Source organism: Streptomyces violaceoruber (assembly GCF_033406955.1).
Taxonomy (GTDB): Bacteria; Actinomycetota; Actinomycetes; order Streptomycetales; family Streptomycetaceae; genus Streptomyces; species Streptomyces violaceoruber.
The window spans coordinates 5,737,146-5,761,328 of the sequence record NZ_CP137734.1; the positions used below are offsets into that span (position 1 = coordinate 5,737,146).

Consider the following 24,183-nt stretch of genomic DNA (forward strand, 5'->3'; position numbering starts at 1 on the left):
TCTACTTCCCCTTGGCCTTGGCACCGTGTCTCGGTGTCCGGCCGCCGTTGTGGCCGCCGTTCTCGGTGCCGTTCCTGCTGTCGTACTGCTCGTAGGCGTCGACGATACGGCCCACCAGCTTGTGCCGGACGACGTCGTGCGACGTGAGCCGGGAGAAGTGGACGTCCTCGACGCCCTCCAGGATCTCCTGCACCTGCCGCAGCCCCGACTTCGTGCCGCCCGGCAGGTCGACCTGCGTCACGTCACCCGTGATCACGATCTTCGACTCGAAGCCGAGCCGGGTGAGGAACATCTTCATCTGCTCGGGGCTGGTGTTCTGCGCCTCGTCCAGGATGATGAACGCGTCGTTCAGGGTACGGCCGCGCATGTACGCCAGCGGCGCGACCTCGATCGTGCCCGCCGCCATCAGACGCGGGATCGAGTCCGGGTCGAGCATGTCGTGCAGCGCGTCGTACAGCGGGCGCAGATACGGGTCGATCTTCTCGTACAGCGTGCCCGGCAGGAAGCCGAGCCGCTCCCCGGCCTCGACCGCCGGGCGGGTCAGGATGATGCGGTTGACCTGCTTGGACTGCAGGGCCTGCACCGCCTTGGCCATCGCCAGGTAGGTCTTGCCGGTGCCCGCGGGGCCGATGCCGAAGACGATGGTGTGCTTGTCGATCGCGTCGACGTACCGCTTCTGGTTCAGCGTCTTGGGGCGGATCGTGCGGCCGCGCGAGGACAGGATGTTCTGCGTGAGCACCTCGGCCGGGGTCTCCTGGCCGTCGCTCTCCCCGTTCTCGCTCGCCTTGAGCATGGCGATCGAGCGTTCCACTGCGTCCTCCGTCATCGGCTGCCCCGTGCGCAGCACCAGCATCATCTCGTCGAACACGCGCTGTACGAGGGCGACCTCATGGGTGTCGCCGACGGCGCTGATCTCATTGCCCCGGACATGGATGTCGGCCGCCGGGAAGGCCTTCTCGATCACGCGCAGGAGGGAGTCTCCGGAGCCCAGTACGGTCACCATGGGGTGCTGGGCGGGGACGGTGATCCGTGCGCTCGCCTGCCCCTGCGCGGGGGTGTGGGCTGAGGGTGTCTGAGTCATGGGCCGGCGCTCTAGGCCTGCTCGTCCTCCTCTGCGGCGTCCGCCGCGTGACGGGTGTGTCTGCTGACTCCAGCGTACGACTCCCCGCCGACAGCACCGAGGGGTTTATCCGACCGGTACCCGCCGCTGCCCGTCGAGCAGATCCCGGAACCAGCCGTACGACGCCTTGGGCGTGCGCGCGAGCGTCGTGAAGTCCACATGGACCAGTCCGAAGCGGCGGGCGTACCCCTCGGCCCACTCGAAGTTGTCCAGGAGCGACCACACGAAGTAGCCGCGCACGTCCACGCCCGCCTCGATCGCCCGGTGCAGGGCGCGCACGTGCCCGTCGAGGTAGGCGATGCGGTCATGGTCGTCGAGGCCCTCGTAGGAGCAGCCGTTCTCCGTGATCACGACCGGCGGGAGCCGGTCGCCGTAGCGGTCCCGGAAACCGGTGAGCAGCTCCGTCAGCCCCTCCGGGACCACGGGCCAGCCGAAGTCCGTCACCGGCCGCCCCTCGATCCGGCGCACCGAGAAGGGCAGTTCGGCCGGGAGCGTCACCCCGCCGAACTCGATCTCCGCGCCCTGCGGGGCGCCCACCCGGGTCGGCGCGTAGTAGTTCACGCCGTACCAGTCCAGCGGCTCGGCGATGACCTCCAGGTCGGCCTCGACCCGTTCGGCGGAACCGGGCATGAGCGCGCCGACGCCCTCCGGGTACCGCCCGGTCAGCAGCGGGTCGGCGAACATCCGGTTCAGCAGGAGGTCGTAGAAGTCCGCCGCCTCCCGGTCCGCCGGGTCGTCCGAGGCGGGCCACGTCGGACCGTGCGAGTTGGCGATCCCCACGTCCGTCGCGCCCGCCGCGCGCAGCGCCCGCACCGCCAGGCCGTGCGCCAGGAGCTGGTGGTGGGCGACCGGGAGGGCGTCGAAGAGCAGCTCCCGGCCGGGGGCGTGGACGCCCAGGGCGTGGCCGAGCAGGGTGTGCTCGGCGGGCTCGTTGAGGGTGATCCACTTGCCGACCCGGTCGCCGAGGCGCTCCGCGACGAGTGACACGTACTCGGCGAACCGGGCGGCCGTGTCCCGCTCCAGCCAGTCCAGGCCCGCCGGCAGGTCCCAGTGGAACAGCGTCGGCACCGGCCGCACGCCCGCCGCGCACAGCTCGTCCACCAGGCGGTCGTAGAAGTCCAGGCCGCCGGGGGAGTCCACCCGGGGCCAGGAGACGGAGAAGCGGTAGGCGTCCACGCCCAGGCCGGCGAGGAGCGCCACGTCCTCGCGGTAGCGGTGGTAGTGGTCGCAGGCCACCGCCGCCGTCGAGCCGTCCCTCACCCGGCCGGGCTCCGCCGTGAACGCGTCCCACACGGACGGCCCCCGCAGCCCGGCCGCACCCTCGATCTGGTGCGCGGACGTGGACACGCCCCACAGGAAGCCGTCCGGGAACCGCGGCATCGGCTTCGCCGGCATCGCGTCGTCAGTCGCCATGCGCGGATCATCCGTACCCGCGGTGAGCGAAGTCAACGCCCGTGCGCGCGGGCGGCGTTACGCGCCCTCCTTCAGCACCCGCGAGATCAGCGCGCGCTGCTCGTCCGTCAGCCGGGGATCGGCGGCGTACACCGTCCGCCCGTCCACGGTGAGCTGGTAGCTGAACCCGTCCGGCACCCCGACCGGCGGGGTGCTCCGGCCGTCGGCGACCGCCCGCTCGGCCAGGGCGTGCCACTCGTCCGCGTCGGGGCGTCCCGCGGTCTCGACCTCCGCGTGGCGTTCGATGCCCGCGAAGCCTCCTGTGCGCCTCACCTGAATCCGCATGGACCCGTGTCTAGTACGGAACTACAGCGTCCGCACCCCGACCTGCTCCCAGGCCTTGCCGACCGCCTCCAGCTCGTCCCCGTCGCCGTAGCGCTCCCGGGCGGCCTTCACCGTCAGCGTCGCGAAGTCCGCGAACAGCGCGTCCTCGGCCAGCTCGCCGCCGGTCAGCACGTCGTACCAGAGCTGCCCGGCCCGCTCCCAGGCGTGCCCGCCGAGCGCGGTGGCGAGCAGGTAGAAGGCGTGGTTGGGGATGCCGGAGTTGATGTGCACGCCGCCGTTGTCACGGCCGGTGCGCACGAAGTCGTCCATCGTCGCGGGCTGCGGGTCCTTGCCGAGCACGTCGTCGTCGTAGGCCGTGCCCGGCGCCTTCATGGAGCGCAGCGCCTCGCCCGTCACCCGCGGGGCGAGCAGTCCGGCGCCGATCAGCCAGTCGGCCTCGGCGGCGGTCTGGCCCTGCGCGTACTGCTTGATGAGGGAGCCGAAGACGTCGGAGACCGACTCGTTCAGGGCGCCGGGCTGGCCGTAGTAGGTCAGGTTGGCGGTGTGCTGGGTGACGCCGTGGGTCAGCTCGTGGCCGATCACGTCCAGGGCGACGGTGAAGTCGAGGAAGATCTCGCCGTCCCCGTCGCCGAACACCATCTGCTCGCCGTTCCAGAAGGCGTTGTTGTACTCGCGGTCGTAGTGCACGGTCGCGTCCAGCGGCAGGCCCGCGCCGTCGATGGAGTCGCGCCGGTAGACCTCGAGGTAGTGCTCGAAGGTGGCGCCCAGCCCCGCGTAGGCGCGGTTCACGGTGGCGTCCTGGCCGGGCTCGTCGCCCTCGCCGCGCACCTGGTCGCCCGGCAGGTCGGTGCCGTGGCCGGCGTCGTAGATCGTGCGTTGCGGCTTCCCGGGCTCCGCGTCCGCGCGCGGGGCCACCGAGGGGGCGCCGACGACCGCGGTCAGGCCGCGGCGGGTGCGTTCGGCGGCGTCGCGCTGGATGGTGCGGCGGGCGGGCCCGGCGAGCACGGGGTCCGTGTTGCGGGCGAGCCGGTCGAGGACGTGGGGCGGGACGATCGTGCAGAAGACGGGCTGGAAGCCCCCGTGTGGCGTCATGTCCGGCACTCTCGCACTGCGTGACCGCCCTGTCACTACCCGCAACCGGGATCGGTGCACGGAGGTGGGAAGAGGCGGGAAGGGACCCCCGCGATCCGGCCGGGAGTGGTATACCGCACTTTTTGTCCCCTTTCTCACCCCGGTCCCGCATACTGATACGGACCCGCGTGACCCGCGTGACTCGGCTAGGGTGCTGGGCATCATGCGATTCGGGCTGCTTCTCCTTAGCTGCCGCGGCGAGGGCCTGTAGAGGCCGACTCCCTCCCCGCGGAGCTTGGTGGTGCCGTCGGCCGTCCTTCCGGACACGCGGACGACGCGGACACCGCCGAGATCCGCGGACATCACGAGGAGCCCACGCCATCATGGCCAACCGCCAGCAGCCCAGCCCCATGCCGACCGCCAAGTACCGCGGCTACGACCAGGTCGACATCGCCGACCGCACCTGGCCGAACCAGCGGATCACCACCGCTCCCCGCTGGCTCTCCACCGACCTGCGCGACGGCAACCAGGCCCTGATCGACCCCATGTCGCCGGTCCGCAAGCGCGCCATGTTCGACCTGCTGGTCAAGATGGGCTACAAGGAGATCGAGGTCGGCTTCCCGGCCTCCGGCCAGACCGACTTCGACTTCGTGCGCTCCATCATCGAGGAGCCCGGCGCCATCCCGGACGACGTCACCATCTCCGTACTGACCCAGGCCCGCGAGGACCTGATCGAGCGCACGGTGGAGTCCCTGAAGGGCGCCCGGCGGGCCACCGTCCACCTGTACAACGCCACCGCCCCGGTCTTCCGCCGGGTCGTCTTCCGCGGCTCGCGCGACGACATCAAGCAGATCGCGGTCGACGGCACCCGCCTGGTCATGGAGTACGCCGAGAAGCTGCTGGGCCCGGAGACGGAGTTCGGCTACCAGTACTCGCCGGAGATCTTCACCGACACCGAGCTGGACTTCGCCCTGGAGGTCTGCGAGGCGGTGATGGACACCTACCAGCCCGGCCCCGGCCGCGAGATCATCCTCAACCTGCCCGCCACGGTGGAGCGTTCCACGCCGTCCACGCACGCCGACCGCTTCGAGTGGATGGGCCGCAACCTGTCCCGCCGCGAGCACGTCTGCCTGTCCGTCCACCCGCACAACGACCGCGGTACGGCGGTGGCGGCGGCCGAGCTGGCGCTGATGGCCGGCGCCGACCGCATCGAGGGCTGCCTGTTCGGACAGGGCGAGCGCACCGGCAACGTCGACCTGGTCACCCTGGGCATGAACCTGTTCTCCCAGGGCGTCGACCCGCAGATCGACTTCTCCGACATCGACGAGATCCGTCGCACGTGGGAGTACTGCAACCAGATGGAGGTCCACCCGCGCCACCCGTACGTGGGCGACCTGGTCTACACGTCCTTCTCCGGCTCCCACCAGGACGCCATCAAGAAGGGCTTCGACGCCATGGAGGCCGACGCGGCCGCCAGGGGCGTCACCGTCGACGACATCGAGTGGGCCGTCCCGTACCTGCCCATCGACCCCAAGGACGTCGGCCGCTCCTACGAGGCCGTCATCCGCGTCAACTCGCAGTCCGGCAAGGGCGGCATCGCGTACGTCCTGAAGAACGACCACAGCCTGGACCTGCCGCGCCGGATGCAGATCGAGTTCTCGAAGCTCATCCAGGCCAAGACCGACGCCGAGGGCGGCGAGATCACGCCGACCGCGATCTGGGACGTCTTCCAGGACGAGTACCTGCCCAATCCGGACAACCCCTGGGGCCGCATCCAGGTGGCCAACGGGCAGACCACGACCGACCGCGACGGCGTCGACACCCTCACCGTGGACGCCACGGTCGACGGTGCGGAGACCACCCTGGTCGGCAGCGGCAACGGCCCGATCTCGGCGTTCTTCCACGCACTGCAGGGCGTCGGCATCGACGTACGGCTGCTGGACTACCAGGAGCACACGATGAGCGAGGGCGCCTCCGCGCAGGCCGCCTCCTACATCGAGTGCGCGATCGGCGACAAGGTGCTGTGGGGCATCGGAATCGACGCGAACACCACGCGCGCCTCGCTGAAGGCCGTCGTCTCCGCCGTCAACCGCGCGACTCGCTGACCAGCCGAATCAGCGGTTTGAGGTCCCGCCCGCCGGAAACCGGTGGGCGGGACCCCGTCATATACCGGCCATATATCTGTGATGGTCACGGAAAGGTCTCGTCCTGGGTACTGACTCCGCGTCGGTGATGTGGCTAACATCACGCCAGCGCGACGATGCTGTCGCGCCGTTATGGAGGTGCGACGTGCTGCCTGGACGGGGACCGAACGGCCGAGCTGCCCGGCTGCCACGCATCCTGGGCACCCGCACCGCGTGGACGCCCGTCGGCGACGGCGAGTTCTTCTGCCCCGGCTGCGGCGGCGACCGCAACTACACGCGGCTCACCGGCCGCCGCCGCTTCACCCTGCTCGGCGTGCCCGTGCTGCCCCGCGGCGAGTCCGCGCCGACCGTCGAGTGCGCCGCCTGCCGCCGCCACTACGGCACCGACGTCCTCGACCACCCGACCACCACCCGCTTCTCCGCGATGCTCCGCGACGCCGTGCACACCGTCGCCCTCGCGGTCCTCACCGCGGGCGGCACCTGCTCCCGCACCTCGCTGGAGACCGCGACCGTCGCGGTGCGCGCGGCCGGCTTCGAGGACTGCACCGAGGAGCAGCTGAACGCGCTCGTCGAGGCGCTGGAGGCGGACACCGGCCGGGTCCGCGGCGAACCCTGCGTGCCGGGCCTGGCGATAGAACTGCACGAGGCCCTCGACCCGCTGGCACCGCACCTCGCCGCCGTCGGCCGCGAGTCGATCCTGTTGCAGGGTGCCCGCATCGCCCTGGCGGACGGCCCTTACACCCCCGCCGAACGCGACGCCCTGGCCACCGTCGGCGCGGCCCTGACCATCTGCTCCGACGACGTCACCCGCCTCCTGGAGTCGGCGGGCACGCCCTCCTAGGGCAGGCCCCGGTCCGGCGCGAGGTCCAGCCGCATGATCTGGCGGTGCACACCCGGACCGAAGTAGTCCGGACGCAGGCCGCCGTCGGGTTCCTCGGGGCGGAAGCCCAGCGAACGGTAGAGGAAGATGGCGGCGAGGTTGGCGGGCTCCACCGTGAGGCGGACGACCTGTATGCCGTCCCGGCGCAACCGGCTCAGGACCTCCCGCATCAGCTCCCGGCCCAGCCCGTGGCGGCGCCGGTCCGGGGTCACGCACAGGCCGAGGATCCAGCTGTCCCGGCCGAGCGTCCGGGTGGCGGCCAGCACGTAGCCGCGCAGCCTGCCCGTGCCGTCGTCGAGGACCAGGAAGTGCTCCTCGTACATGTCGAAGAGCTGGCGCAGCAGGAACCCGGGATAGGCGAAGTCCTGGAAGACCTCCTCGTCCAGCCGCCGCAGCTCCGGCAGGTCGGACTCCCGTGCCGTGCGCAGGTCCAGTGGCAGGTCGTCCGGTGGCAGTCCGGGCCGGGTGAGCGGGTCGTGGTCGAGGGAACGTTCCAGCGGTTCGGCGGTCATGCAACCCCCTGGTCTGCGTCAACTCTTGGGCATCCGTGCCCCACACGGTCGAGTGAAGGACTCATGTGGCGGCCAGTGTCTGCTTCTGGCTAGAGTGAGCGTCCAACTTCCCTCATGCAAGGGCGAGTTCGGGTGTGCGACCATGCGCCCGACGTGCGCCGGGCGGATGAGGATGGCGTATTCCCGTACTGGTCCGTAGTGGCCGTGTCACTTACCGTGAACAGTGCTGGGGATTTGTCCAAATTCGAATGGAACGTGGCAGGGTGACTATGGATCGCAACGCCGACGCGCCTTGGTCGAAGTTCGATCCAGAGGTGTACGTGGACAACAACTACCGGACACCTCTCGAAGTCGACCTGCTGATCGTCCGGTTGATGCGCGACTACTTCACCCGCTGCTTCGAGGGATCCCCCGCGCGCTCGGCGCGCGGCATCGACGTCGGCGCCGGCGCGAACCTGTACCCCGCCCTGTCCATGCTGCCCTGGTGCGAGAAGCTGCTCCTGCTGGAGTACGCGCGCCCCAACGTCGAATACCTGGAGAAGCAGGTCGCCCCGGCCGGGTACGACATCGCCTGGGACCCCTTCTGGGACGTGCTGCGCGAGGCCCCCGCCTACGCCGCCGTCGAACCGAGACCGCTGGTCGCCGACATCGTCCGGGTCGAGCGCGGCAACCTGTTCGACCTGGAGGGCGGCGACCGGCGCTGGTCGCTGGGCACCATGTTCTTCGTCGCCGACTCCATGTCCGAGGCGCCCGAGGAGTTCCACCGCGGCGTGCGCTGCTTCATGAACGCGCTCGGCGAGGGAGCGCCGTTCGCCGCCGCCTTCATGAAGGAGTCCGTCGGCTACCGCGTCGGCGCCCACGACTACCCGGCCTACCGGGTGAACGAGGAAACGGTCGGCCAGAGCCTGGAGCCGTTCACCCAGGAGCTGGAGATCCACGATCTGCACCACTCGGTGCGGCCGGGGCACGAGGGAATGCTCCTCGCCCTGGGACGGCGCAATTCGGCGATTGCCGCCCCGTAGGAACGGGGACATGCTCAACGGGGACCATCGCAACGGGGACATGCCGAACACAGGGCAACGAGGTCTGTACGAGGGGTGCGGGGATGCAGATCAAGCCACGCCAGCACCTGCTGGACATCTGGCAGGCCATGGCCCGTCATTCGTTCGACGACGGGAAGCTGGTCCGGGGGGACACCGACGGACTGAGCAGCGTCGCGGACGCCGAGCGTCTGCTCTGCCTGCTGTATCCGGCCACCGAGGTCCCCGCCTTCCGGCTCGACCAGCCGGACACCACCGAACGTGACGTCCTGCGCGCCCTCGACCGGGTCGGCAGCCGGCTGGAGATCCCGCCCAACCTGATCGCCGCGCTGACCCAGTTCATGCGCACCCACACCGGCACGGACGACAGCCCCACCTTCTCCGGCGGACACTACTTCCGCCCCTCCGAACCCGGCGGCACGGTCAGCCACGAACAGCGCCAGCTGGGCGTGGTCGACTCCTACTCCATGTCCGTCACGCTCTGCCTGGCCACCCTCGGCTTCCTCAAGGTCTACGAGGGCACCACCACCCGGCCCGAGGTCCTCAAGGCCATCGCCGAACTGCGGGAGGCCACCAACGCCCGGCTGACCTCCGCGATGGTCAGCCTGCTGCGGTCCTTCTCCGTGAACGTCTTCGACGCCGAGTCGGAGCAGGGCAAGCGGCTCATCCAGGTCATCGGCCAGGGCGGGCAGTCCGACCGGATCGTCCTCCAGCAGTTCTCCCGCCGGTTACGCCCGCTGCGCGCCACCATCATCGAGAGCCTCTCCCGGGGCATCCAGGTCGACGAGGGCATCCGCGACGAGAGCCAGCTCTTCGAGTGCGGCTGGGCCTGGGGCATCGTCAAGGACGCACCGCAGATCACCGACCTGAACGTCGACGTACCCGGCCAGCCCGACGGCATCGCCGACCGGCTGCCCTACGTGTACTTCACCGTCGTAGCCCTCGACGGCATCCAGGACCTCTTCTCCGACCGCACCCTCACCCTCGGCCTGCTCGACGAGGACCAGCAGAAACTCGCCGAGATGCTGCGCCTGCGCTGGGAGCTGAGCCAGCAGTACTGGTCCGCGATCGCCCGCTTCGGCGGCGAGCGCTGGCCCCTGGAGGACCTGCCCTGGCAGACCACCGGCCTGCGCCTGGAGTCCGAGTACTTCTCCCTGACCGTCGCGGCCATCCTCGTCCACGACCTGGTCCGCCGGAAGGCGACCGACGACGACCTCACCCGCACCGTCGCCATCATGGAGCGCCTCGCCGACCGCGGCCGGGTCACCAGCCGCATGACCAAGAACGACCCGACCCTCCTGCTGCACACCCCGGGCGTCACCATGCCGCTCGCGGGCTCCGAGCGCGCCGGCGGCCAGCTCCTGTGGCGGATGACCGACTTCTCCGCCCAGCTCCTCAAGCGGATCATCCAGCTCGCCGAACTCTCCCGGAACATCGGCGCCCAGGACCGCCTGCTCCGCCTCGCCGAGCAGTCCTTCGAACACCTGTGGAAGCGGCGCATCGACGAGGAGGAGGGCGCCGGCCTCTGGGACAACATCCAGGCCGTCTACCCCGACGCCCAGGACGCCGGACTGCGCATGTCCTGGAGCATCACCGAGCGCGTCACCGAATGCCTCGTCGCCGCCCGCATCCTGTACGAGCAGGAGCCCATCCGCAGCCCCGAACTCGCCGAACTGGCCCGGGAACTGCTCAGTGAGGCCACCCACCTGTTCGGCCGGGAGCAGCTGGAGGCGTCCGCCGCCGCCGACGGAGCCAGAGCCAGAGCCATGCGGAGCATCGAGAGCCGCCTCGACCACGCCCGCGGCCTGGTCGACGAACGGCCCGCGACCGCCTTCGCCCTGGCCCTGCCCGTGCTCCAGGAACTCGACACCCTGGCCCAGGCCAGGGGCGCCGCCGCCCAGGAGGTGTGAGCGTGCTGGTCTTCGCCGCCTCCGACAAGGGGGGCACGGGACGCTCGGTGACCAGCGCCAACCTGGCCTACCAGCGCGCCCTCACCGGTGACCACGTGGCCTACGTCGACTTCGACTTCGGCTCACCCACCGCCGCCGCCGTCTTCGACGTGCCCAGCGCCATGCGCGGCACCCAGGAACGCGGTCTGCACTCCTACCTGGAGGGCGACACCTCCGAACCGGTCCGCATCGACGTCTGGCGGGAGACCGAGCACCCCCTGCTGCGCGCCCGCCCCAACCAGTCCGGCCGCCTGGTGCTGTTCCCCGGCGACGCGGGCGGCGGCGAGTTCGCCACCGGCGAGGAGGCCCTGGAGCGCTGCGTCGACCTGCTGCTCAAGCTCAACGCCGAGTTCGACGTCACCTTCGTCGACCTCAGCGCCGGCCGCAGCTACGCCGTCGACATGGTCCTCGACGCCACCGCCCACCCCCGGATGCGCAACACCCCCTTCCGCTGGCTGGTCTTCCACCGCTGGACCCGCCAGCACGTGATCGCCGCCTCCGGGCTCGTCCACGCCGAGCACGGCATCATCGGCGGCGGCGTCGAGCGCGGCCACGACGAGGACGACCTGCGCGCCGCGATCCGCTTCGTGCGGGCCGCCGTGCCCGACCCCGAGTCACCTCTGTGGTCCCAGGGCTCCACCGCCCAGGCCACCTGGATGCAGGCCTGCGACGAGGCACTGCGCCGGCTCGCCGCCGAACAGCGCATCGGCGACAGCGTCGTCCTCGGCATCGTGCCGCTGGAACCCATCCTCCAGTGGCAGGAGCAGCTCATCACCGAGGAAGACGTCCTCTCCACCCAGATAGCCAACAAGGAGACGCTGGAGGCGCTGGAGGAGATCGCCCGGCGCCTGACGGACGACACCCACTGGGGGCGGCTGTGACGGAGCCCGTGTTCCGCGAGACCGCCGCCGAGCCGCGCACCCAGTCCGTGCCGCTGGCCCACCTCTCCGTGGAGCTGGGCCACCTCTACATGGAGGACTTCGAGGCCGGACCCGAACGGCTGCGCGTGCACTTCGCCGAAGTACGGTCCTGGGTGGAGGCGGCCCGCACCGCCGCCACCGCCCGGGCCGGCGGCAAACGGCCCCGGATCAGCACCTGCTTCCTCATCGACGACTACTTCACCCGCTTCTCCACCCCCGCCGAGGTCGTCCCCATGCTCCTCGCGGAGGCCGAGCGGGCCGGACTGAGCGTCGACTACCTGGCCCGCGAGTCCGGCTGCGCCGTCACCGGCAAGGTGCCCGTCGCCGAGGCGGTCGCCGCCCGCATCGTCGAGTCCCCGCCGCCCGGCAGCTACGGCCTGCGCCCGCCCGCCGCGCAGACCGGCTGGCTCGCCAACGGCGAACGCAGCCCCGTCGCCCGCACCCCGCAGGCCATGAAGCGCGCCGCCGTCTGGCAGCCCCCGCACGAGACCGCCGCCCGCCGCCACTCCGTCTTCCTCGACGTCGAGCTGTGGAGCGACGACGCCGACGGACAGCGCCTGTGGTCCTGCCCCTTCCTCGCCGCCGTGTGGCAGCTGGCCCGCCTCGGACTCCTGCGCAACGAGGGCGAGGCCGTCCTCGCCCCGCAGCCGCACACCGCCGGCGGCTTCCCCGACACCTGGGACGAACTGCCCACCCTGCTGAAGCTCAACGAGCGCGCGGACCCCTTCGCCGCCTACCGCACCTGCTCCGTCCTGCCCACCCGCTTCCTCCCCGTCGAACACGCCGTCCGCGTGATCCTCGACCAGATCGAGGTCGACCCGGGAGCACTCGCGCAGGTCGCCGACCGCTCCGGGAAGGAACGCATGGCCGTCCCCGACTCGGTCGCCGACCGCATCTCCTACGTGTACTACTCGGGGCCCTGACATGGCGCCGCGGCAGAGCACCCCGCCCGCCGTCCTCGCCTGCGGCGAGATCCGCACCTGCCTGCTGCCCGCCCGGCAGGCCCTCGACATCCGGTCCGCCGCCCAGCTCCTCGGCCTGCGCGCCGACGAACGCGTGCTGCTCTCCGAACGCCCCGGCCTCTACGCGCGTTCCCCCGACACCCTCACCGGCGTCGACTGCCCCCTGCCCAGCGCCAACGGCGCCCGCATCCGTGCCGTCGGCACCGTCACCGCGCACGCCGCGCTCACCGAGGGCCGCGTCCTGCAGACCTCCGCCCACTGCCGCCTGCCCGGCAGCGGACCCGACCAGCGGCGCCCCTGGGGCGAGTACCTGGTGCGGCCCGGCGTCGTCGAACCGCTCGGCAAGCTCCCGCACGAGGCGGTCGCCCAAGGCGTCCTCGGCGGCCCCCGCCACGGCGACCTCGACGTCGGACTCATCGCCGACGGCCTGCTCACCCGGGTGCTGCGCCACCCCCTGCTCGACCAGCGCCCGCCCTTCCGCTCCCGCCCCACCCGGCTGCGCTGGGCGGCGCTGCCCGCGGCCCCCGGCGAGGGCCCCTCGCTGGAACGGTTCACCCTCGCCGAGGACGAGCTGCGCACCGTACGCCTGCGGGTGCCCGAGGGCACCACCGGCGCCGAACTCGCCGCGCTCTGCGACGACCTGGCCCTGCACGACTGGCTGCTCACCACCGTCGTCCGCATGCTCGACGGCCTCCGCCTCGGCGCCGGGGCCGCCCACGACGCCGGCGCCGTCGTACGGACCCTGCGCCCGGCCGTCGACCACCTCCTGCACCTGTGGATGCCGGGCGCCCGGGTCGGCCTCGAACTGGCCGCGCTGTGGGACCCGCTGGAGGAGCGCCCCGGCTTCACCCGCCAGTGGCAGGCCCTGGTGCAGCGCATCCGCGACCAGCTCACCCTGCACGCCATTCCCGCAGCCCATCGGGAGGTGGAACCGGCTCCCTGACCGAGCCCGCCGTCCGGCACGCGCAGCACCGCACGCCCGTCACCGCACGCACATCCCCGCACGATCCGACGCGTATCCCAACGGGGGGAGAGAGCGAGATGAGCACGGCACAGTCACCCCGACCCGACGACACGCCCCGCACGACCAACCCGATCGACCCGAGGGGCGAGTCCCCCTGGACCCGCATGCTGCTGGTCGCCCTGGTCGTCGGCGGCCTCTTCTGGAGCGTCGCGGCCCTTCTCGACCCGGACGACGGCACCGTGCGGCAGTTCGTGGCCGCCGTACTCTGCGCCGCCGCCGCGCTGGCCGTCCAGTACGTCCTCGGCATGGCCCCGCGCCCGGGACCGGACCGGCTGGACGAGCACACCCGGCTCGAGGAGCACACCCGGCGGGTGGAGGACGCACTCGCCGAGAACACCACCGCCGTACGCGACGGTCTCAGCCGCTACGACACCGAGCTGAAATCGGGCCTCACCCGGCACACCGAGGACGTCAAGCAGCTGGTCGAGACCCATGTCACCCAGGCCGACCACGGGCCGGCCGAGGCCGCCCGCGCGCTGGACCCGGTCCGCATCGACAGCGTGCCCGACCTCGCCAAGGGCTTCGCCGACGTCCTGCTGCCCAGCCCTTCCATCCTGCACACCTTCGTCCACCTGGAGATGTCCCGGGTGGTCGGCCACATGGCGGACCTCACCAACCTCAGCGCCGAGTGCCCCGGCGAGAACCACGACTGGATGCTCACCCTCACCAAGGCCGCCGAGCAGTCCATCCTCGCCACCAGCACCTCCGTCGACCGGCAGTTCTGGAACAGCGAGCCCGCCGGACGTTACCTCGACGCCCAGCAGGCGGCCATCGACGAACAGGGCGTCACCGTGCGCCGCCTGTTCCTGCTGGAGAGCGCCCGCGAACTCGACGACCGGCTGCTGCGGCTGTGCGAGGAGCAGGAGCTGCGCCGCATCGACGTCCGCGTGGCGGTCCTGCCGGAACTGCCCCCGCACCTCCAGCGCGGCACCACCAACGACTTCATCCTCTACGACGAGGAGGTGTCGTTCGAGATCGAGCAGGACCTGCGGGACGTCAACGTCCGCACCCGGCTCACCGCACGCCAGGACTACGTACGGGACCGGCTCAAGCGCTTCAGGGAGCTCTGGGACGCGGGCATGGGCCTGCGCGAACTGGAGGTGCGCGTCGACGACGAGGAGGACGGGAAATGGGTGGTCGACCAGGCGTGAGGGCCGCCGTACTCCCCGGGGAGTAACGACGGCCCCGTGTCTCCCCGGGCAGTAGCCCGAGGCTCGCCCTCACGCCCGACGCGTCGGCACCCCGCCGGCGGAAGTCTGGAGACCCACCCAGACATCCACCGGAGGGAGGCCCGTCAGATGGGGGCCACAACGACAGGCACGGCGCGGCGGCGGGCCGTGCCCTGGCTGGTGCTCGGACTGTGGATCGCCGTGCTGGCGATCGCCTCGCCGTTCGCGGCGAAACTCGGCGACGTGCAGCACGACCGGGCCGTCGACTACCTGCCGGCGAGCGCCGACTCGACGCAGGTCGCCAAGATCCAGGAGCGGCTGCCCGGCGGCGAGGCCACCGAGATGGTCCTCGTCTACCACCGCGACGCCGGACTGACCGCCGCCGACCGGGCCACCGCCGCCGAGCAGGTCGCCGAGATCGCCGGCGCGCACGAACTCACCGGCCGTCCCGCGGGCATCCCGTCCAAGGACGGCACCACCCTCATGTACCCGGTCGCCTCCACCGAGCCCGGCACGGACGAGAAGGCCCGCGACGCACTCGTCAACGACGTACGGGACATCGCCCGAGGGGGCGACGGGCTCGGCGTCGAGGTCGGCGGCTCCGGCGCGCTCGCCACCGACGCCTCCGAGGTCTACAACTCCCTCGACGGTCCGCTGCTCTACACCACCGCCGCGGTGGTCGCCCTCCTCCTGATCCTGATCTACCGCAGCCCCTTCCTGTGGCTCGTGCCGCTCGCCGTCGCCGGACTCGCCGACTACCTCTCCATGGGCGTCGCCTACGGCCTCAACCAGACCTTCGGCACCGCCGTCTCGGGCCAGAGCAGCGGCATCATGACCATCCTCGTCTTCGGCGTGGGCACCGACTACGCGCTGCTGCTGGTCTCCCGGTACCGCGAGGAACTGCGCCGCATCGAGCGGCCGTACGACGCCATGCTCGCCGCCCTGCGCGGCTGCGGGCCCGCCGTACTGGCCTCCTCCGGCACCGTCGCCGCCGGACTCCTGTGCCTGCTCGCCGCCGACCTCAACTCCAGCCGGGGCATGGGCCCGCTCGGCACCGTCGGCGTGCTGTGCGCGCTGGCCGCCATGCTGACCCTGCTGCCCGCGCTCCTCGTCCTGCTCGGCCGCCGCGTCTTCTGGCCGCTGGTGCCCCGCCACGGCAGCACCCCCAAGGCCCGCCGGTCGCTGTTCGCCGCGATGGGCGGCTCCGCCGAACGCCGGCCCCGCACCGTCCTGGTGGGCGGCGCCGTCCTGCTCGGCGCGCTCGCGCTGGGCACCTTCGCCCTGCCCGGCAACCTCAAGCAGGAGGACTCCTTCACCACCCGCCCCGACGCGATCGCCGCGATGGAGACCCTCGCCGGCGCCTACCCGGAGTCCGGCACCCAGCCGATCAGCGTCATCAGCCCCACCGGCCGCGCCGAGGCCGCGCTCACCGAGATCCGCGCCACCAAGGGCGTCGAGAGCGCCGAGGCCGGCCGCAGCGGCGGCGGCTGGACCGAGCTGACCGTCCTGGCCTCCGCGCCGCCCCAGTCGGCCGCCGAGAGCGCCACCATCGAGACCCTGCGCGACAAGCTCGACGGCTCCTACGTCGGCGGCCCCAGCGCCGAGCAGATCGACCTGGAGGACACCAACGCCCGGGACACCGCCATCGTCGTACCGCTCGTGCTGCTCTCGGTCCTGCTGATCCTCACCGTGCTGCTGCGCTCGCTGGTGGCGCCGCTGATCCTGGTCGCCGCCGTCGTCGCCGTGTGGGGCGCGGCCCTCGGCATCGGCGGGCTCGTCTTCGATCCCCTCTTCGGCTTCGAGGGCACCGACCCCGGGCTCGGCCTGCTCTCCTTCGTCTTCCTGGTCGCCCTCGGCGTCGACTACGGCATCTTCCTGATGCACCGGATGCGCGAGGAGTCCCTGAACGGCGCCGAACCCACCGCGGCGGCCCTGTCCGCGCTGCGCACCACCGGCGGTGTCATCGCCTCGGCCGGGCTGGTCCTCGCGGCCACCTTCGCCGTGCTCACCAGCATGCCGATGGTGCAACTGGTCGAGCTGGGCTTCGTCATCGCGGTCGGCGTCCTGCTCGACACCTTCCTCGTCCGCACCTACCTGGTCACCAGCGCCAGCGTCGCCCTGCGCCGCCGGGTGTGGTGGCCGGGCCGGCTGTCCCGGGAGCCAGGCCGTTCCGCGCCGGACGACGTACGGAAGCCGGTCGGTGTCTGAGGTGCCCGGCGTCCGGAGCGCGCCCCTCCCCTCCCGGAGGGGCGCGTTCGTCGCGGAGTATGGACGCGTGCAGGCAACCACGACAGCGACGAACCCGCGGCGGACCGCCCGGCCCCGCAGGGGCGAGCGGATCATCGCCGCGATCAACCGCGACCCGCGCACGGCCGAGCACGGCACCCGCAACGACACCGTGCTCGCCGGGGTCCTCCTCCTCGGCGCCGTCTGCCTGGCGCTGTTCACCGACGACGGCCGCCGCCCGGACGCCCTCGGCTGGACGCTGCTGGTCGCCGCGCACGTCCCGATCGTGTGGCGGCGGCGCCACCCGCTGCTGGTGCTCGCGGCGCTGGTCGCCGTGGTCGCGCCGTACCACGCGATGGACAACAACCACACCGCCGTGGGCCCCGCCTCCTACGTGGCCCTCTACACGCTGGCGGTCACCGGCCGTCCGCTGCGCACCATCCTGACCGGCATCGCGGTCCTCACCGTGTCCGTGAGCATCATGCTCATCGTCGACACCCACCAGGCGCTCGAACTGATCCGCACCTCGGGCTGGGTCATCGCCATCCTCTTCTGCGGCATCGACGTCCGGTACTACCGCCAGTACGTCGCCGCCATAGTGGAGCGCGCCGAACGCGCCGAACGCACCCGCGAGGAGGAGGCCCGGCGCCGCGTCGCCGAGGAACGCCTGCGCGTCGCCCGGGACCTGCACGACCTGCTGGCGCACAGCATCACCCTCATCGGCGTGCAGACCTCGGTCGCCGCCCACGTCCTGACCGCCGATCCCGAACGACTGGACCGGGAGGCCGTCGCCAAGGCCCTCGACGACATCGCCGAGACCTGCCGCTCGGCGCGCGGCGAACTGCGCACCACCCTCGAGGTGCTCAGGGGGCAGGACACCGCCGGCGTCCCCGACGCCCGCGGTCCGCTGCCCGGCCTGAGCGGGCTGCCCGACCTGGCGGAGAGTGCCCGGCTCGCCGGAGCGGACGTCGACCTGTCGGTGCGCGCCGACGACGTCCCGCCCGCGGTCGGTGCCGCCGTCTACCGCATCACGCAGGAGGCGCTGACCAACGCCGTCCGGCACGCGGGACCCAAGCCGTCCGTCCGCGTCGCGGTGCACGGCGAGCGGGGCGCCCTGCGGCTGTCCGTCACCGACGACGGCACCGGCCCGGACCCGGCGGGCACCCCGGGCTTCGGCCTCGTCGGCATGCGCGAGCGGGCCCGCAGCGTGGGTGGCACACTCGACGCCGGACCGCGCCGGGGCGCCGCCGGCTTCGAGGTGACGGCCGTACTGCCGACCCCCGCCCCGACCCGTACCGCCCACCCGACCCCGGAGAGAACCGCATGACGATACGCGTGCTGCTGGCGGACGACCAGAACCTCGTCCGCGCGGCGTTCGCCCTGCTGGTGGCGTCGGCCCCCGACATGGAGGTGGTCGGCGAGGCCGGCACCGGCCGCCAGGCCGTGGAGCTGGCCCGCGCCCGACGCGCCGACCTGGTCGTCATGGACGTACGGATGCCCGACCTGGACGGCATCGAGGCGACCCGGCTGATCGCCGCCGACGAGGATCTGGCCGGGGTCCGCGTGCTGGTCCTCACCACCTACGACACCGACGAGAACATCGTGGAGGCGCTGCGCGCGGGCGCCTCCGGATTCCTGGTCAAGGACACCAGGCCCGCCGAACTCCTGGAGGCCATCCGCACGGTGACGGCGGGCGACGCCCTTCTCTCACCCGGCCCGACGGCCCGCCTGATCGAGCGCTTCCTGCGCAGCCCGTCGGCCCTCCACCCGCCCGGATCGGGCCCCGACTGCCTGTCGGAGCGGGAACGCCAGGTCCTCACCCTGGTGGCCCGGGGCCTCAACAACACGGAGATCGCCGAGGCCCTGGGCCTGAGCCCGCTCACCGCGAAGACCCACGTCAGCCGCATCATGGGCAAGCTGGAAGCGCGGGACCGGGCCCAACTCGTCATCGTGGCCTACGAGTCGGGCCTGGTGACGCCGGGCGCGGGTCAGTCGCAGCAGACGTCTCAGTCGCAGTAGACGTCCGACCCCGGCCGCTGTCCGGTCGCCAGGAAGCGGGAGACCGTGGCGTCCCCGCAGGCGGTGCCGTTGGCCAGGTAGGAGTCGTGGCCGGTGGAGTCCACGGTCACCATGACCGCGCGCCGGCCGAGCGCCTCCCGCATCCGCAGCGCGCCGGCGAGCGGGGTGTTGACGTCCCGCTCGTTCTGCACGAGCAGCACGTTGGACGGCCCCCGGTCGGTGATCCGCACCGGTGCCTCACGCGGCGGGTACGGCCAGGCCGCGCAGAGCATCGCGTTGCGGGGCATCCCGGCGGTGAGCGGGTACTTGGCGCGGCTCTCGGCGACGTCCTTCTCGTACCCGGCCGCGCCCTTGGGCCATGCCACGTCGTTGCAGAGCACCCCGGCGCCCACGGCGGCGACGTTCTGGAGCACGGCCTCGGGCGGCGCCTGGGGCGCGGGCGGCACGGTGCCCTCCGCCGCGGCCCGCATCAGCCGGGCGAGCGTCGGGTAGCGGCCGGGGGCGGCGAAGCTGTCCAGCATGGTCTGGCGCAGCACGTTGCCGTTCAGCTCCTCGGGATTGGCGCCGGGCCACGGGATCGGCTCCCGGTCGAGCCGGGCGGCGAGCCGCAGGAACAGCGGCCGCACGTCGGCGGCCCGGTCCGCCAGGCGGTCGGGGTTGCCGGGCTTCGACGCCCACGCGGCGAAGTGCGGGAAGGTGTCCTCGACGCCCCGCTCGTGCGCCGCGAGCCAGGCACGGTTGACCAGAGCCGGGTCGGGGTTGTCGACGCTGTCCAGCACGATCCGGTCGGTGCGGTGCGGGAACAACTGCGCGTACACGGACCCGACGTACGTCCCGTACGACACTCCCCACGCCGAGATCCTCCGCTCGCCGAGCGCGGCCCGGAGGCGGTCGATGTCGCGGGCCTCGTTGGCGGTGCTGAGGTGCTTGATCAGCTCGCCGCCGTTGCGTGCGCAGGCGTCGGCCATGCGCCGGGCGGTGGTCATGTTCCCGTCCACCGAGCCGTCGGGGGCCGGCCAGGGGCGCAGCCTGGAGGTGGCGAGGTCGCCGTACTCCAGCCCGCAGTCGGCGGGAGTGGACGGCGCGAGGCCGCGCGGTGCGAACCCGATGAGGTCGTGGGTGTCGCGGACCTCCTGGGGGAGCTTCTGCCCCTTCCCCGACGGGTCGTTGAGGCTCGACCCGCCCGGCCCGCCGGCGATGAGCAGCAGGGCCCCGCGCCGGGCGTCCGGCTTCTCGGCGGGGATGCGGGAGACGGCCATCTCGATACGGGGGCCGTCGGGATCGGCGTAGTCCATCGGCACGTCGAGGGTGGCGCACTCCTGCCGGGGGTCGAGCCCGGTGCCCTCGCAGGCGGACCAGGTGAGGGCATCGGTTGTGCTCCCACCCGCCGCGGAGGCGGTCACCGGCGCGGTGACGCCGAGGAGGGCGGTGGACACGCCGACGATGGCGGCGTTGCGGATGCTTCTGCTTCGCTTGCGCTGCGTCATGCGAGGAGCCTCGCGGAATTCCGGGGGGCGCCACATCCGGGCAACATCCCGATATTTACGGGGGGTTACCCCCTAGGGAGAGCGCTGTGCGGGGCTACCAGTCGCTCACGTTGGTCTCGAAGTCGAGCCAGGCCAGGGAGGCGATGGTGCTCATGGACGGGCACAGCTCCCGCAGCTTGGCCGAGTCGGTCTTGGGCGGTGTGGAACCCATGCCGTAGCAACCGAGCTTGCGGACGGTGTTCACCGCCTTCACCACCTGCCCCGCGGAGTCCTCGACGTCCGTGTACTGACCGTCCGGGAAGTCCCGCTCGACGCTCTCGGCCATGGCGCCGGCGAGCTCCCCGGCGGCGGTCAGGTCCTTCCCGCACCCCGGGTCGTCCCAGGCGACGTGGCTGCACATCGGGGAGCTGCTCACGCCGTAGGCGATCCGGTAGGCCGGCATCAGCTCCGCCGGGGTCGCGGGCCCGGCCGAGGACGCGGCCGCCGACGGCTGCCCCGAGTCCGCCGGGGCGGAGGAAGCGGCCCGGGTCGGTTTCCGGTCGGCCGCTTTCCCGTCATCGCCGCCGCAGGCGGACAGCGTCAGGAGCGTCGTGGCGGCTGCGGACAGGGCGAGGGCGGATCGGCGCGTGAGCATGGGGCCACTCAAGTGCCGGACGAGTTGTTCAGACACCCGCTCCGCGGGACTGAACAACGGTGCGGACGAACTCCGTCCAGGCCGCCGACCCGACGACGATCACCGGGCCGTCGGCCACCTTGCTGTCCCGGACGGGTATGACGCCGGGGACTCCGTCGGTGACTTCGAGGCAGTTGCCGCCGTCGCCGTTGCTGTACGTGCTCTTGCGCCAGCGGGCGGCGCCGGGGAAGTCTTGCGCGACCTCAAAGCAGTCGCCGCCCTCGCCGTTGCTGTAGCTGCTCTTCGTCCAGCGGGCGTCCGTCAGGTCGTACTCGCGCATCGTCTGAAGTCCTCCGCCGCCGAGTCGATCAGGGCCAGGGACGCCTCCGGCGACAGCGCGGCGACCCTGAGCAGATCGTATGCGCGCTGTGCCCGCTTCACCACGGCCGGGTCGTCGACCAGCGTTCCCGAAAACGACGTCTCTGTATAGGCGACCTGAGGTGCGTCCTCGAACTCCATCAGCTTCAGAGAGCCGTTCATGGCCGCATGCGCCCCCGCCCCGAACGACAGCACCGTCACGACCGCCGCGCGCTCCCGCATCAGCCGCGCCACGTGCTCCAGTTGTGCCGCCATCGCCTGCGGGCCGCCCACCGGGATCCGCAGCACGTTCTCGTGCAACGTCACCCAATACTCGGGCCTTGTAGCGTCGGCCAGGATCAGCGACCGCTCCAAACGCGCGGCGACGATGTCGTCGACGTACGAGTCCGGCTTGAAGGGGTTCGCGGCGATGGTGACCGCGCGGGCGTAGTCGGCGGTCTGGAGCAGGCCCGGCACGACCGTCGGGGCGAACTCGCAGATCTTCGTGGCCAGCCGCTCCAGCTCGACCACCCCGGCGAAGTAATCCGCATACCGGGGATCATCAATCAGCTTCCGGCACAGGCGCTCGAAAATACCGTCGGTTTGTAGCGCCTCGTCGATCCGCTGGGCCACATCCAACTGTGGTTTCCGAATTGCCTGTTCGAACTGGCCGATGTAGCCACCGGAGACGAAAACCCTGGATCCCAGGTCCACTTGGGTGATTCCGGCGTCCTCTCGCCGTCGTTTCAGTTCCGTTCCGAAGAACTCCCACGCGGCCTGCCGTGAACCATTGGCCATAACCAACCCCCATGTGCTGACCCGCACTTGTAGTGCACGTACTCCTGCCGAGTGTAGGCACGTCGCGGCATTCTGGGGGCGCGAAGAGTGAAACCGTAAAGGGAAGGGAAAGCGATGGAGGCACGGCACTCGGCGCTCTGCGTCGAAGGAGGGGAGGACACGGTGAAAGAATTGCGGGCGGCGCTCGCGGAGGCAGGAATTGTTCTGCCCTCACTCGGTCTCGACCCGGTGAGTCTTGCGCGGGAGGAACCCTGCCCGCTCATCGAATTGGGCCGGTGTTCCGTCGAGACCGCGCAGCGCCTCGCCGCGGTGCTGCGATGACGACGATGCCGCCCGTCGGGGTCTACGCCGTGGACACCCGCAGCGGACGGGTCGGGATCGTCATGGGGCACGAGGGGCCGTACGTGCAGATGCGGCCGTACGGCGGGGGACGGGAGTGGGACGCCGAGCCGGGTGACGTACGCCACGCCACCGCGTCGGAGCGGCTCAGCGCGGCGACGGCGTACACCAACGCCCGAAGCCGTGGCGAGGTGCCTTGAAGGATGCGCGAGAATGGGCGGCATGAGCCTGTTCCGCGACGACGGCATCGTGCTGCGCACCCAGAAGCTGGGTGAGGCGGACCGGATCATCACCCTGCTCACGCGCGGTCACGGGCGCGTACGCGCCGTGGCGCGCGGGGTGCGGCGCACGAAGTCGAAGTTCGGCGCGCGGCTGGAGCCGTTCTCGCACGTGGACGTGCAGTTCTTCTCGAAGGGCAGCGAGCTGGTCGGGCGCGGGCTGCCGCTGTGCACGCAGAGCGAGACGATCGCGCCCTACGGCGGCGGGATCGTCACCGACTACGCGCGCTACACCGCGGGGACCGCCATGCTGGAGACGGCCGAGCGGTTCACCGACCACGAGGGCGAGCCGGCGGTGCAGCAGTACCTGCTGCTGGTCGGCGCGCTCCGGACCCTCGCCCGGGGCGAGCACGCGCCGACGCTGGTGCTGGACGCGTTCCTGCTGCGCTCGCTGGCCGTGAACGGGTACGCCCCGACCTTCGGGGACTGCGCGAAGTGCGGTATGCCCGGTCCCAACCGGTTCTTCTCGGTCGGCTCGGGCGGCTCCGTCTGCGTCGACTGCCGGGTGCCCGGCAGCGTCGTACCCTCGCCGCAGGCCCTGGAACTGCTCGGGGCGCTGCTTACGGGAGACTGGGGTACGGCGGACGCGGCCGAGCCGCGGTACGTGCGGGAGGGGAGCGGACTGGTCTCCGCCTACCTGCACTGGCACCTTGAGCGGGGACTGCGCTCCCTGCGGTACGTCGAGAAGTAGGAGAGAACCGATATGGCCGTACGCGGGATTCTGGGGCGGCAGCGCCGGGAGTACAGGACGCCGGAGCCGCACCCCTCCGGCGCGCGGCCGCCGAAGCTCGGCGACCTGGTGCCGGAGCACGTGGCGATCGTCATGGACGGCAACGGGCGCTGGGCCAAGGAACGCGGGCTGCCGCGCACCGAGGGGCACAAGGTCGGTGCCGAGCAGGTCATGGACGTGCTCCAGGGCGCGATCGAGATGGGCGTCGGGAACATCTCCCTGTACGCCTTCTCCACCGAGAACTGGAAGCGCTCGCCCGAAGAGGTGCGCTTCCTGATGAACTTCAACCGCGACTTCATCCGCAAGTCCCGCGACACCCTCGACGAGCTGGGCGTGCGGGTGCGCTGGGCGGGGCGGATGCCCCGGCTGTGGAAGTCGGTGGCCAAGGAGCTCCAGGTCGCGCAGGAGCAGACCAAGGACAACGACCGGCTCACGCTGTACTTCTGCATGAACTACGGCGGGCGGGCGGAAATCGCCGACGCGGCGCAGGCCCTCGCCGAGGACGTGCGGGCCGGGAAGCTCGACCCGGCCAAGGTCAACGAGAAGACGCTCGCGAAGTACCTGTACTACCCGGACATGCCGGACGTGGACCTGTTCCTGCGGCCGAGCGGGGAGCAGCGGACGTCGAACTACCTGCTGTGGCAGAGCGCGTACGCGGAGATGGTCTTCCAGGACGTCCTGTGGCCCGACTTCGACCGGCGCGACCTGTGGCGGGCCTGCCTGGAGTTCGCCTCCCGGGACCGCCGCTTCGGCGGCGCCATCCCCAACGAGGAGCTTCTGGCCATGGAAGGCCGCAGTACCCGGTAAG

Annotated in this window: 24 protein-coding genes; 15 read left to right on the forward strand and 9 right to left on the reverse strand. The window is 71.6% G+C overall.

What is annotated here, in order from left to right:
- Position 1 precedes the first annotated feature (1 nt).
- The 4 genes from R2E43_RS25580 to R2E43_RS25595 all read right to left on the reverse strand — a co-directional run bounded on the left by R2E43_RS25580 (position 2) and on the right by R2E43_RS25595 (position 3,949).
- Entirely contained in the window at positions 2–1,081 is a 1,080-nt protein-coding gene (locus R2E43_RS25580; protein WP_003976271.1) for a PhoH family protein, read from the reverse strand.
- A 105-nt stretch (positions 1,082–1,186) separates the two neighbouring features.
- Positions 1,187–2,533, reverse strand: a complete 1,347-nt coding sequence (locus R2E43_RS25585) for a GH1 family beta-glucosidase (protein WP_011028409.1) — start codon at positions 2,531–2,533, stop codon at positions 1,187–1,189.
- Between the two features lie 57 nt (positions 2,534–2,590).
- Entirely contained in the window at positions 2,591–2,857 is a 267-nt protein-coding gene (locus tag R2E43_RS25590; RefSeq protein WP_003976273.1) for a protealysin inhibitor emfourin, read from the reverse strand.
- A gap of 21 nt (positions 2,858–2,878) precedes the next feature.
- Positions 2,879–3,949, reverse strand: coding sequence for a M4 family metallopeptidase (locus tag R2E43_RS25595; RefSeq protein WP_003976274.1), 1,071 nt, complete (start codon positions 3,947–3,949; stop codon positions 2,879–2,881).
- Between the two features lie 362 nt (positions 3,950–4,311).
- Here R2E43_RS25595 and leuA point away from each other — a divergent pair, with 362 nt between their 5' ends.
- Both leuA and R2E43_RS25605 read left to right on the forward strand, forming a co-directional pair.
- Entirely contained in the window at positions 4,312–6,033 is a 1,722-nt protein-coding gene (leuA, locus tag R2E43_RS25600; protein ID WP_003976275.1) for a 2-isopropylmalate synthase, read from the forward strand.
- 184 nt (positions 6,034–6,217) lie between these two features.
- Positions 6,218–6,913, forward strand: coding sequence for a TerB family tellurite resistance protein (locus R2E43_RS25605; protein WP_011028407.1), 696 nt, complete (start codon positions 6,218–6,220; stop codon positions 6,911–6,913).
- Here the strand turns inward: R2E43_RS25605 and R2E43_RS25610 are convergent.
- On the reverse strand, positions 6,910–7,464 hold the full coding sequence (locus R2E43_RS25610; RefSeq protein WP_003976277.1) for a GNAT family N-acetyltransferase: 555 nt from the start codon (positions 7,462–7,464) through the stop codon (positions 6,910–6,912). The two genes, R2E43_RS25605 and R2E43_RS25610, sit on opposite strands and share 4 nt — an antisense overlap.
- Positions 7,465–7,712: 248 nt before the next feature.
- On the opposite strand from R2E43_RS25610, the gene R2E43_RS25615 reads away from it, so the two are divergent.
- From R2E43_RS25615 to R2E43_RS25655, 9 genes are all read left to right on the forward strand, one after another.
- A complete protein-coding gene (locus tag R2E43_RS25615; protein ID WP_003976278.1) occupies positions 7,713–8,486 on the forward strand; it encodes an SCO2525 family SAM-dependent methyltransferase in 774 nt (257 codons plus the stop codon).
- 83 nt (positions 8,487–8,569) lie between these two features.
- Positions 8,570–10,414, forward strand: coding sequence for an SCO2524 family protein (locus R2E43_RS25620; RefSeq protein WP_011028405.1), 1,845 nt, complete (start codon positions 8,570–8,572; stop codon positions 10,412–10,414).
- A gap of 2 nt (positions 10,415–10,416) precedes the next feature.
- The gene (locus tag R2E43_RS25625) at positions 10,417–11,334 is read left to right on the forward strand and encodes an SCO2523 family variant P-loop protein (protein ID WP_003976280.1); all 918 of its coding nucleotides are present in this window, start codon (positions 10,417–10,419) and stop codon (positions 11,332–11,334) included.
- Complete coding sequence (locus tag R2E43_RS25630) at positions 11,331–12,296, forward strand: SCO2522 family protein (RefSeq protein ID WP_162495157.1); 966 nt, start codon at positions 11,331–11,333, stop codon at positions 12,294–12,296. The genes R2E43_RS25625 and R2E43_RS25630 overlap by 4 nt, the downstream gene beginning before the upstream one ends.
- A gap of 1 nt (position 12,297) precedes the next feature.
- Positions 12,298–13,278 (forward strand): SCO2521 family protein, encoded by a 981-nt coding sequence (locus R2E43_RS25635; protein WP_003976282.1) that lies wholly within the window; start codon positions 12,298–12,300, stop codon positions 13,276–13,278.
- Positions 13,279–13,376: 98 nt separating this feature from the next.
- Positions 13,377–14,510, forward strand: coding sequence for a hypothetical protein (locus tag R2E43_RS25640; RefSeq protein ID WP_319123872.1), 1,134 nt, complete (start codon positions 13,377–13,379; stop codon positions 14,508–14,510).
- Positions 14,511–14,657: 147 nt separating this feature from the next.
- A complete protein-coding gene (locus R2E43_RS25645) occupies positions 14,658–16,736 on the forward strand; it encodes an MMPL family transporter (RefSeq protein WP_011028402.1) in 2,079 nt (692 codons plus the stop codon).
- A gap of 67 nt (positions 16,737–16,803) precedes the next feature.
- On the forward strand, positions 16,804–18,081 hold the full coding sequence (locus R2E43_RS25650; protein ID WP_030863745.1) for a sensor histidine kinase: 1,278 nt from the start codon (positions 16,804–16,806) through the stop codon (positions 18,079–18,081).
- Positions 18,078–18,773: a response regulator gene (locus R2E43_RS25655; RefSeq protein ID WP_003976286.1), complete on the forward strand. Its 696-nt coding sequence runs from the start codon at positions 18,078–18,080 to the stop codon at positions 18,771–18,773. Before R2E43_RS25650 ends, R2E43_RS25655 begins: the two co-directional genes overlap by 4 nt.
- Here R2E43_RS25655 and R2E43_RS25660 read toward each other — a convergent pair.
- The 4 genes from R2E43_RS25660 to R2E43_RS25675 form a co-directional block, all read right to left on the reverse strand.
- Positions 18,761–20,260: an alpha/beta hydrolase gene (locus tag R2E43_RS25660; RefSeq protein ID WP_191849421.1), complete on the reverse strand. Its 1,500-nt coding sequence runs from the start codon at positions 20,258–20,260 to the stop codon at positions 18,761–18,763. The genes R2E43_RS25655 and R2E43_RS25660 overlap by 13 nt on opposite strands.
- A gap of 94 nt (positions 20,261–20,354) precedes the next feature.
- Positions 20,355–20,894: a hypothetical protein gene (locus R2E43_RS25665; RefSeq protein ID WP_003976288.1), complete on the reverse strand. Its 540-nt coding sequence runs from the start codon at positions 20,892–20,894 to the stop codon at positions 20,355–20,357.
- A 28-nt stretch (positions 20,895–20,922) separates the two neighbouring features.
- Positions 20,923–21,213, reverse strand: coding sequence for a DUF397 domain-containing protein (locus R2E43_RS25670; protein ID WP_003976289.1), 291 nt, complete (start codon positions 21,211–21,213; stop codon positions 20,923–20,925).
- Complete coding sequence (locus R2E43_RS25675) at positions 21,195–22,028, reverse strand: helix-turn-helix domain-containing protein (protein WP_011028397.1); 834 nt, start codon at positions 22,026–22,028, stop codon at positions 21,195–21,197. The genes R2E43_RS25670 and R2E43_RS25675 overlap by 19 nt, the downstream gene beginning before the upstream one ends.
- Before the next feature lie 114 nt (positions 22,029–22,142).
- On the opposite strand from R2E43_RS25675, the gene R2E43_RS25680 reads away from it, so the two are divergent.
- From R2E43_RS25680 to R2E43_RS25695, 4 genes are read left to right on the forward strand one after another with little or no spacing between them, the layout of a single operon-like run.
- Positions 22,143–22,349, forward strand: a complete 207-nt coding sequence (locus R2E43_RS25680; protein ID WP_332056604.1) for a hypothetical protein — start codon at positions 22,143–22,145, stop codon at positions 22,347–22,349.
- Positions 22,346–22,567: a hypothetical protein gene (locus R2E43_RS25685; RefSeq protein ID WP_011028395.1), complete on the forward strand. Its 222-nt coding sequence runs from the start codon at positions 22,346–22,348 to the stop codon at positions 22,565–22,567. Before R2E43_RS25680 ends, R2E43_RS25685 begins: the two co-directional genes overlap by 4 nt.
- Positions 22,568–22,589: 22 nt before the next feature.
- On the forward strand, positions 22,590–23,336 hold the full coding sequence (gene recO, locus R2E43_RS25690) for a DNA repair protein RecO (RefSeq protein ID WP_030863758.1): 747 nt from the start codon (positions 22,590–22,592) through the stop codon (positions 23,334–23,336).
- 12 nt (positions 23,337–23,348) lie between these two features.
- Positions 23,349–24,182, forward strand: a complete 834-nt coding sequence (locus R2E43_RS25695) for an isoprenyl transferase (protein ID WP_003976293.1) — start codon at positions 23,349–23,351, stop codon at positions 24,180–24,182.
- Position 24,183 lies beyond the last annotated feature (1 nt).

Bases quoted from the DNA above. Each gene is read 5' to 3' on its own strand.
- R2E43_RS25580 (WP_003976271.1), bottom strand. From the start codon at position 1,081: ATGACTCAGACACCCTCAGCCCACACCCCCGCGCAGGGGCAGGCGAGC.
- R2E43_RS25585 (WP_011028409.1), bottom strand. From the start codon at position 2,533: ATGGCGACTGACGACGCGATGCCGGCGAAGCCGATGCCGCGGTTCCCG.
- R2E43_RS25590 (WP_003976273.1), bottom strand. From the start codon at position 2,857: ATGCGGATTCAGGTGAGGCGCACAGGAGGCTTCGCGGGCATCGAACGC.
- R2E43_RS25595 (WP_003976274.1), bottom strand. From the start codon at position 3,949: ATGACGCCACACGGGGGCTTCCAGCCCGTCTTCTGCACGATCGTCCCG.
- leuA (WP_003976275.1), top strand. From the start codon at position 4,312: ATGGCCAACCGCCAGCAGCCCAGCCCCATGCCGACCGCCAAGTACCGC.
- R2E43_RS25610 (WP_003976277.1), bottom strand. From the start codon at position 7,464: ATGACCGCCGAACCGCTGGAACGTTCCCTCGACCACGACCCGCTCACC.
- R2E43_RS25615 (WP_003976278.1), top strand. From the start codon at position 7,713: ATGGAACGTGGCAGGGTGACTATGGATCGCAACGCCGACGCGCCTTGG.
- R2E43_RS25620 (WP_011028405.1), top strand. From the start codon at position 8,570: ATGCAGATCAAGCCACGCCAGCACCTGCTGGACATCTGGCAGGCCATG.
- R2E43_RS25635 (WP_003976282.1), top strand. From the start codon at position 12,298: ATGGCGCCGCGGCAGAGCACCCCGCCCGCCGTCCTCGCCTGCGGCGAG.
- R2E43_RS25640 (WP_319123872.1), top strand. From the start codon at position 13,377: ATGAGCACGGCACAGTCACCCCGACCCGACGACACGCCCCGCACGACC.
- R2E43_RS25645 (WP_011028402.1), top strand. From the start codon at position 14,658: ATGGGGGCCACAACGACAGGCACGGCGCGGCGGCGGGCCGTGCCCTGG.
- R2E43_RS25655 (WP_003976286.1), top strand. From the start codon at position 18,078: ATGACGATACGCGTGCTGCTGGCGGACGACCAGAACCTCGTCCGCGCG.
- R2E43_RS25660 (WP_191849421.1), bottom strand. From the start codon at position 20,260: ATGACGCAGCGCAAGCGAAGCAGAAGCATCCGCAACGCCGCCATCGTC.
- R2E43_RS25665 (WP_003976288.1), bottom strand. From the start codon at position 20,894: ATGCTCACGCGCCGATCCGCCCTCGCCCTGTCCGCAGCCGCCACGACG.
- R2E43_RS25670 (WP_003976289.1), bottom strand. From the start codon at position 21,213: ATGCGCGAGTACGACCTGACGGACGCCCGCTGGACGAAGAGCAGCTAC.
- R2E43_RS25675 (WP_011028397.1), bottom strand. From the start codon at position 22,028: ATGGCCAATGGTTCACGGCAGGCCGCGTGGGAGTTCTTCGGAACGGAA.
- R2E43_RS25680 (WP_332056604.1), top strand. From the start codon at position 22,143: ATGGAGGCACGGCACTCGGCGCTCTGCGTCGAAGGAGGGGAGGACACG.
- R2E43_RS25685 (WP_011028395.1), top strand. From the start codon at position 22,346: ATGACGACGATGCCGCCCGTCGGGGTCTACGCCGTGGACACCCGCAGC.
- recO (WP_030863758.1), top strand. From the start codon at position 22,590: ATGAGCCTGTTCCGCGACGACGGCATCGTGCTGCGCACCCAGAAGCTG.
- R2E43_RS25695 (WP_003976293.1), top strand. From the start codon at position 23,349: ATGGCCGTACGCGGGATTCTGGGGCGGCAGCGCCGGGAGTACAGGACG.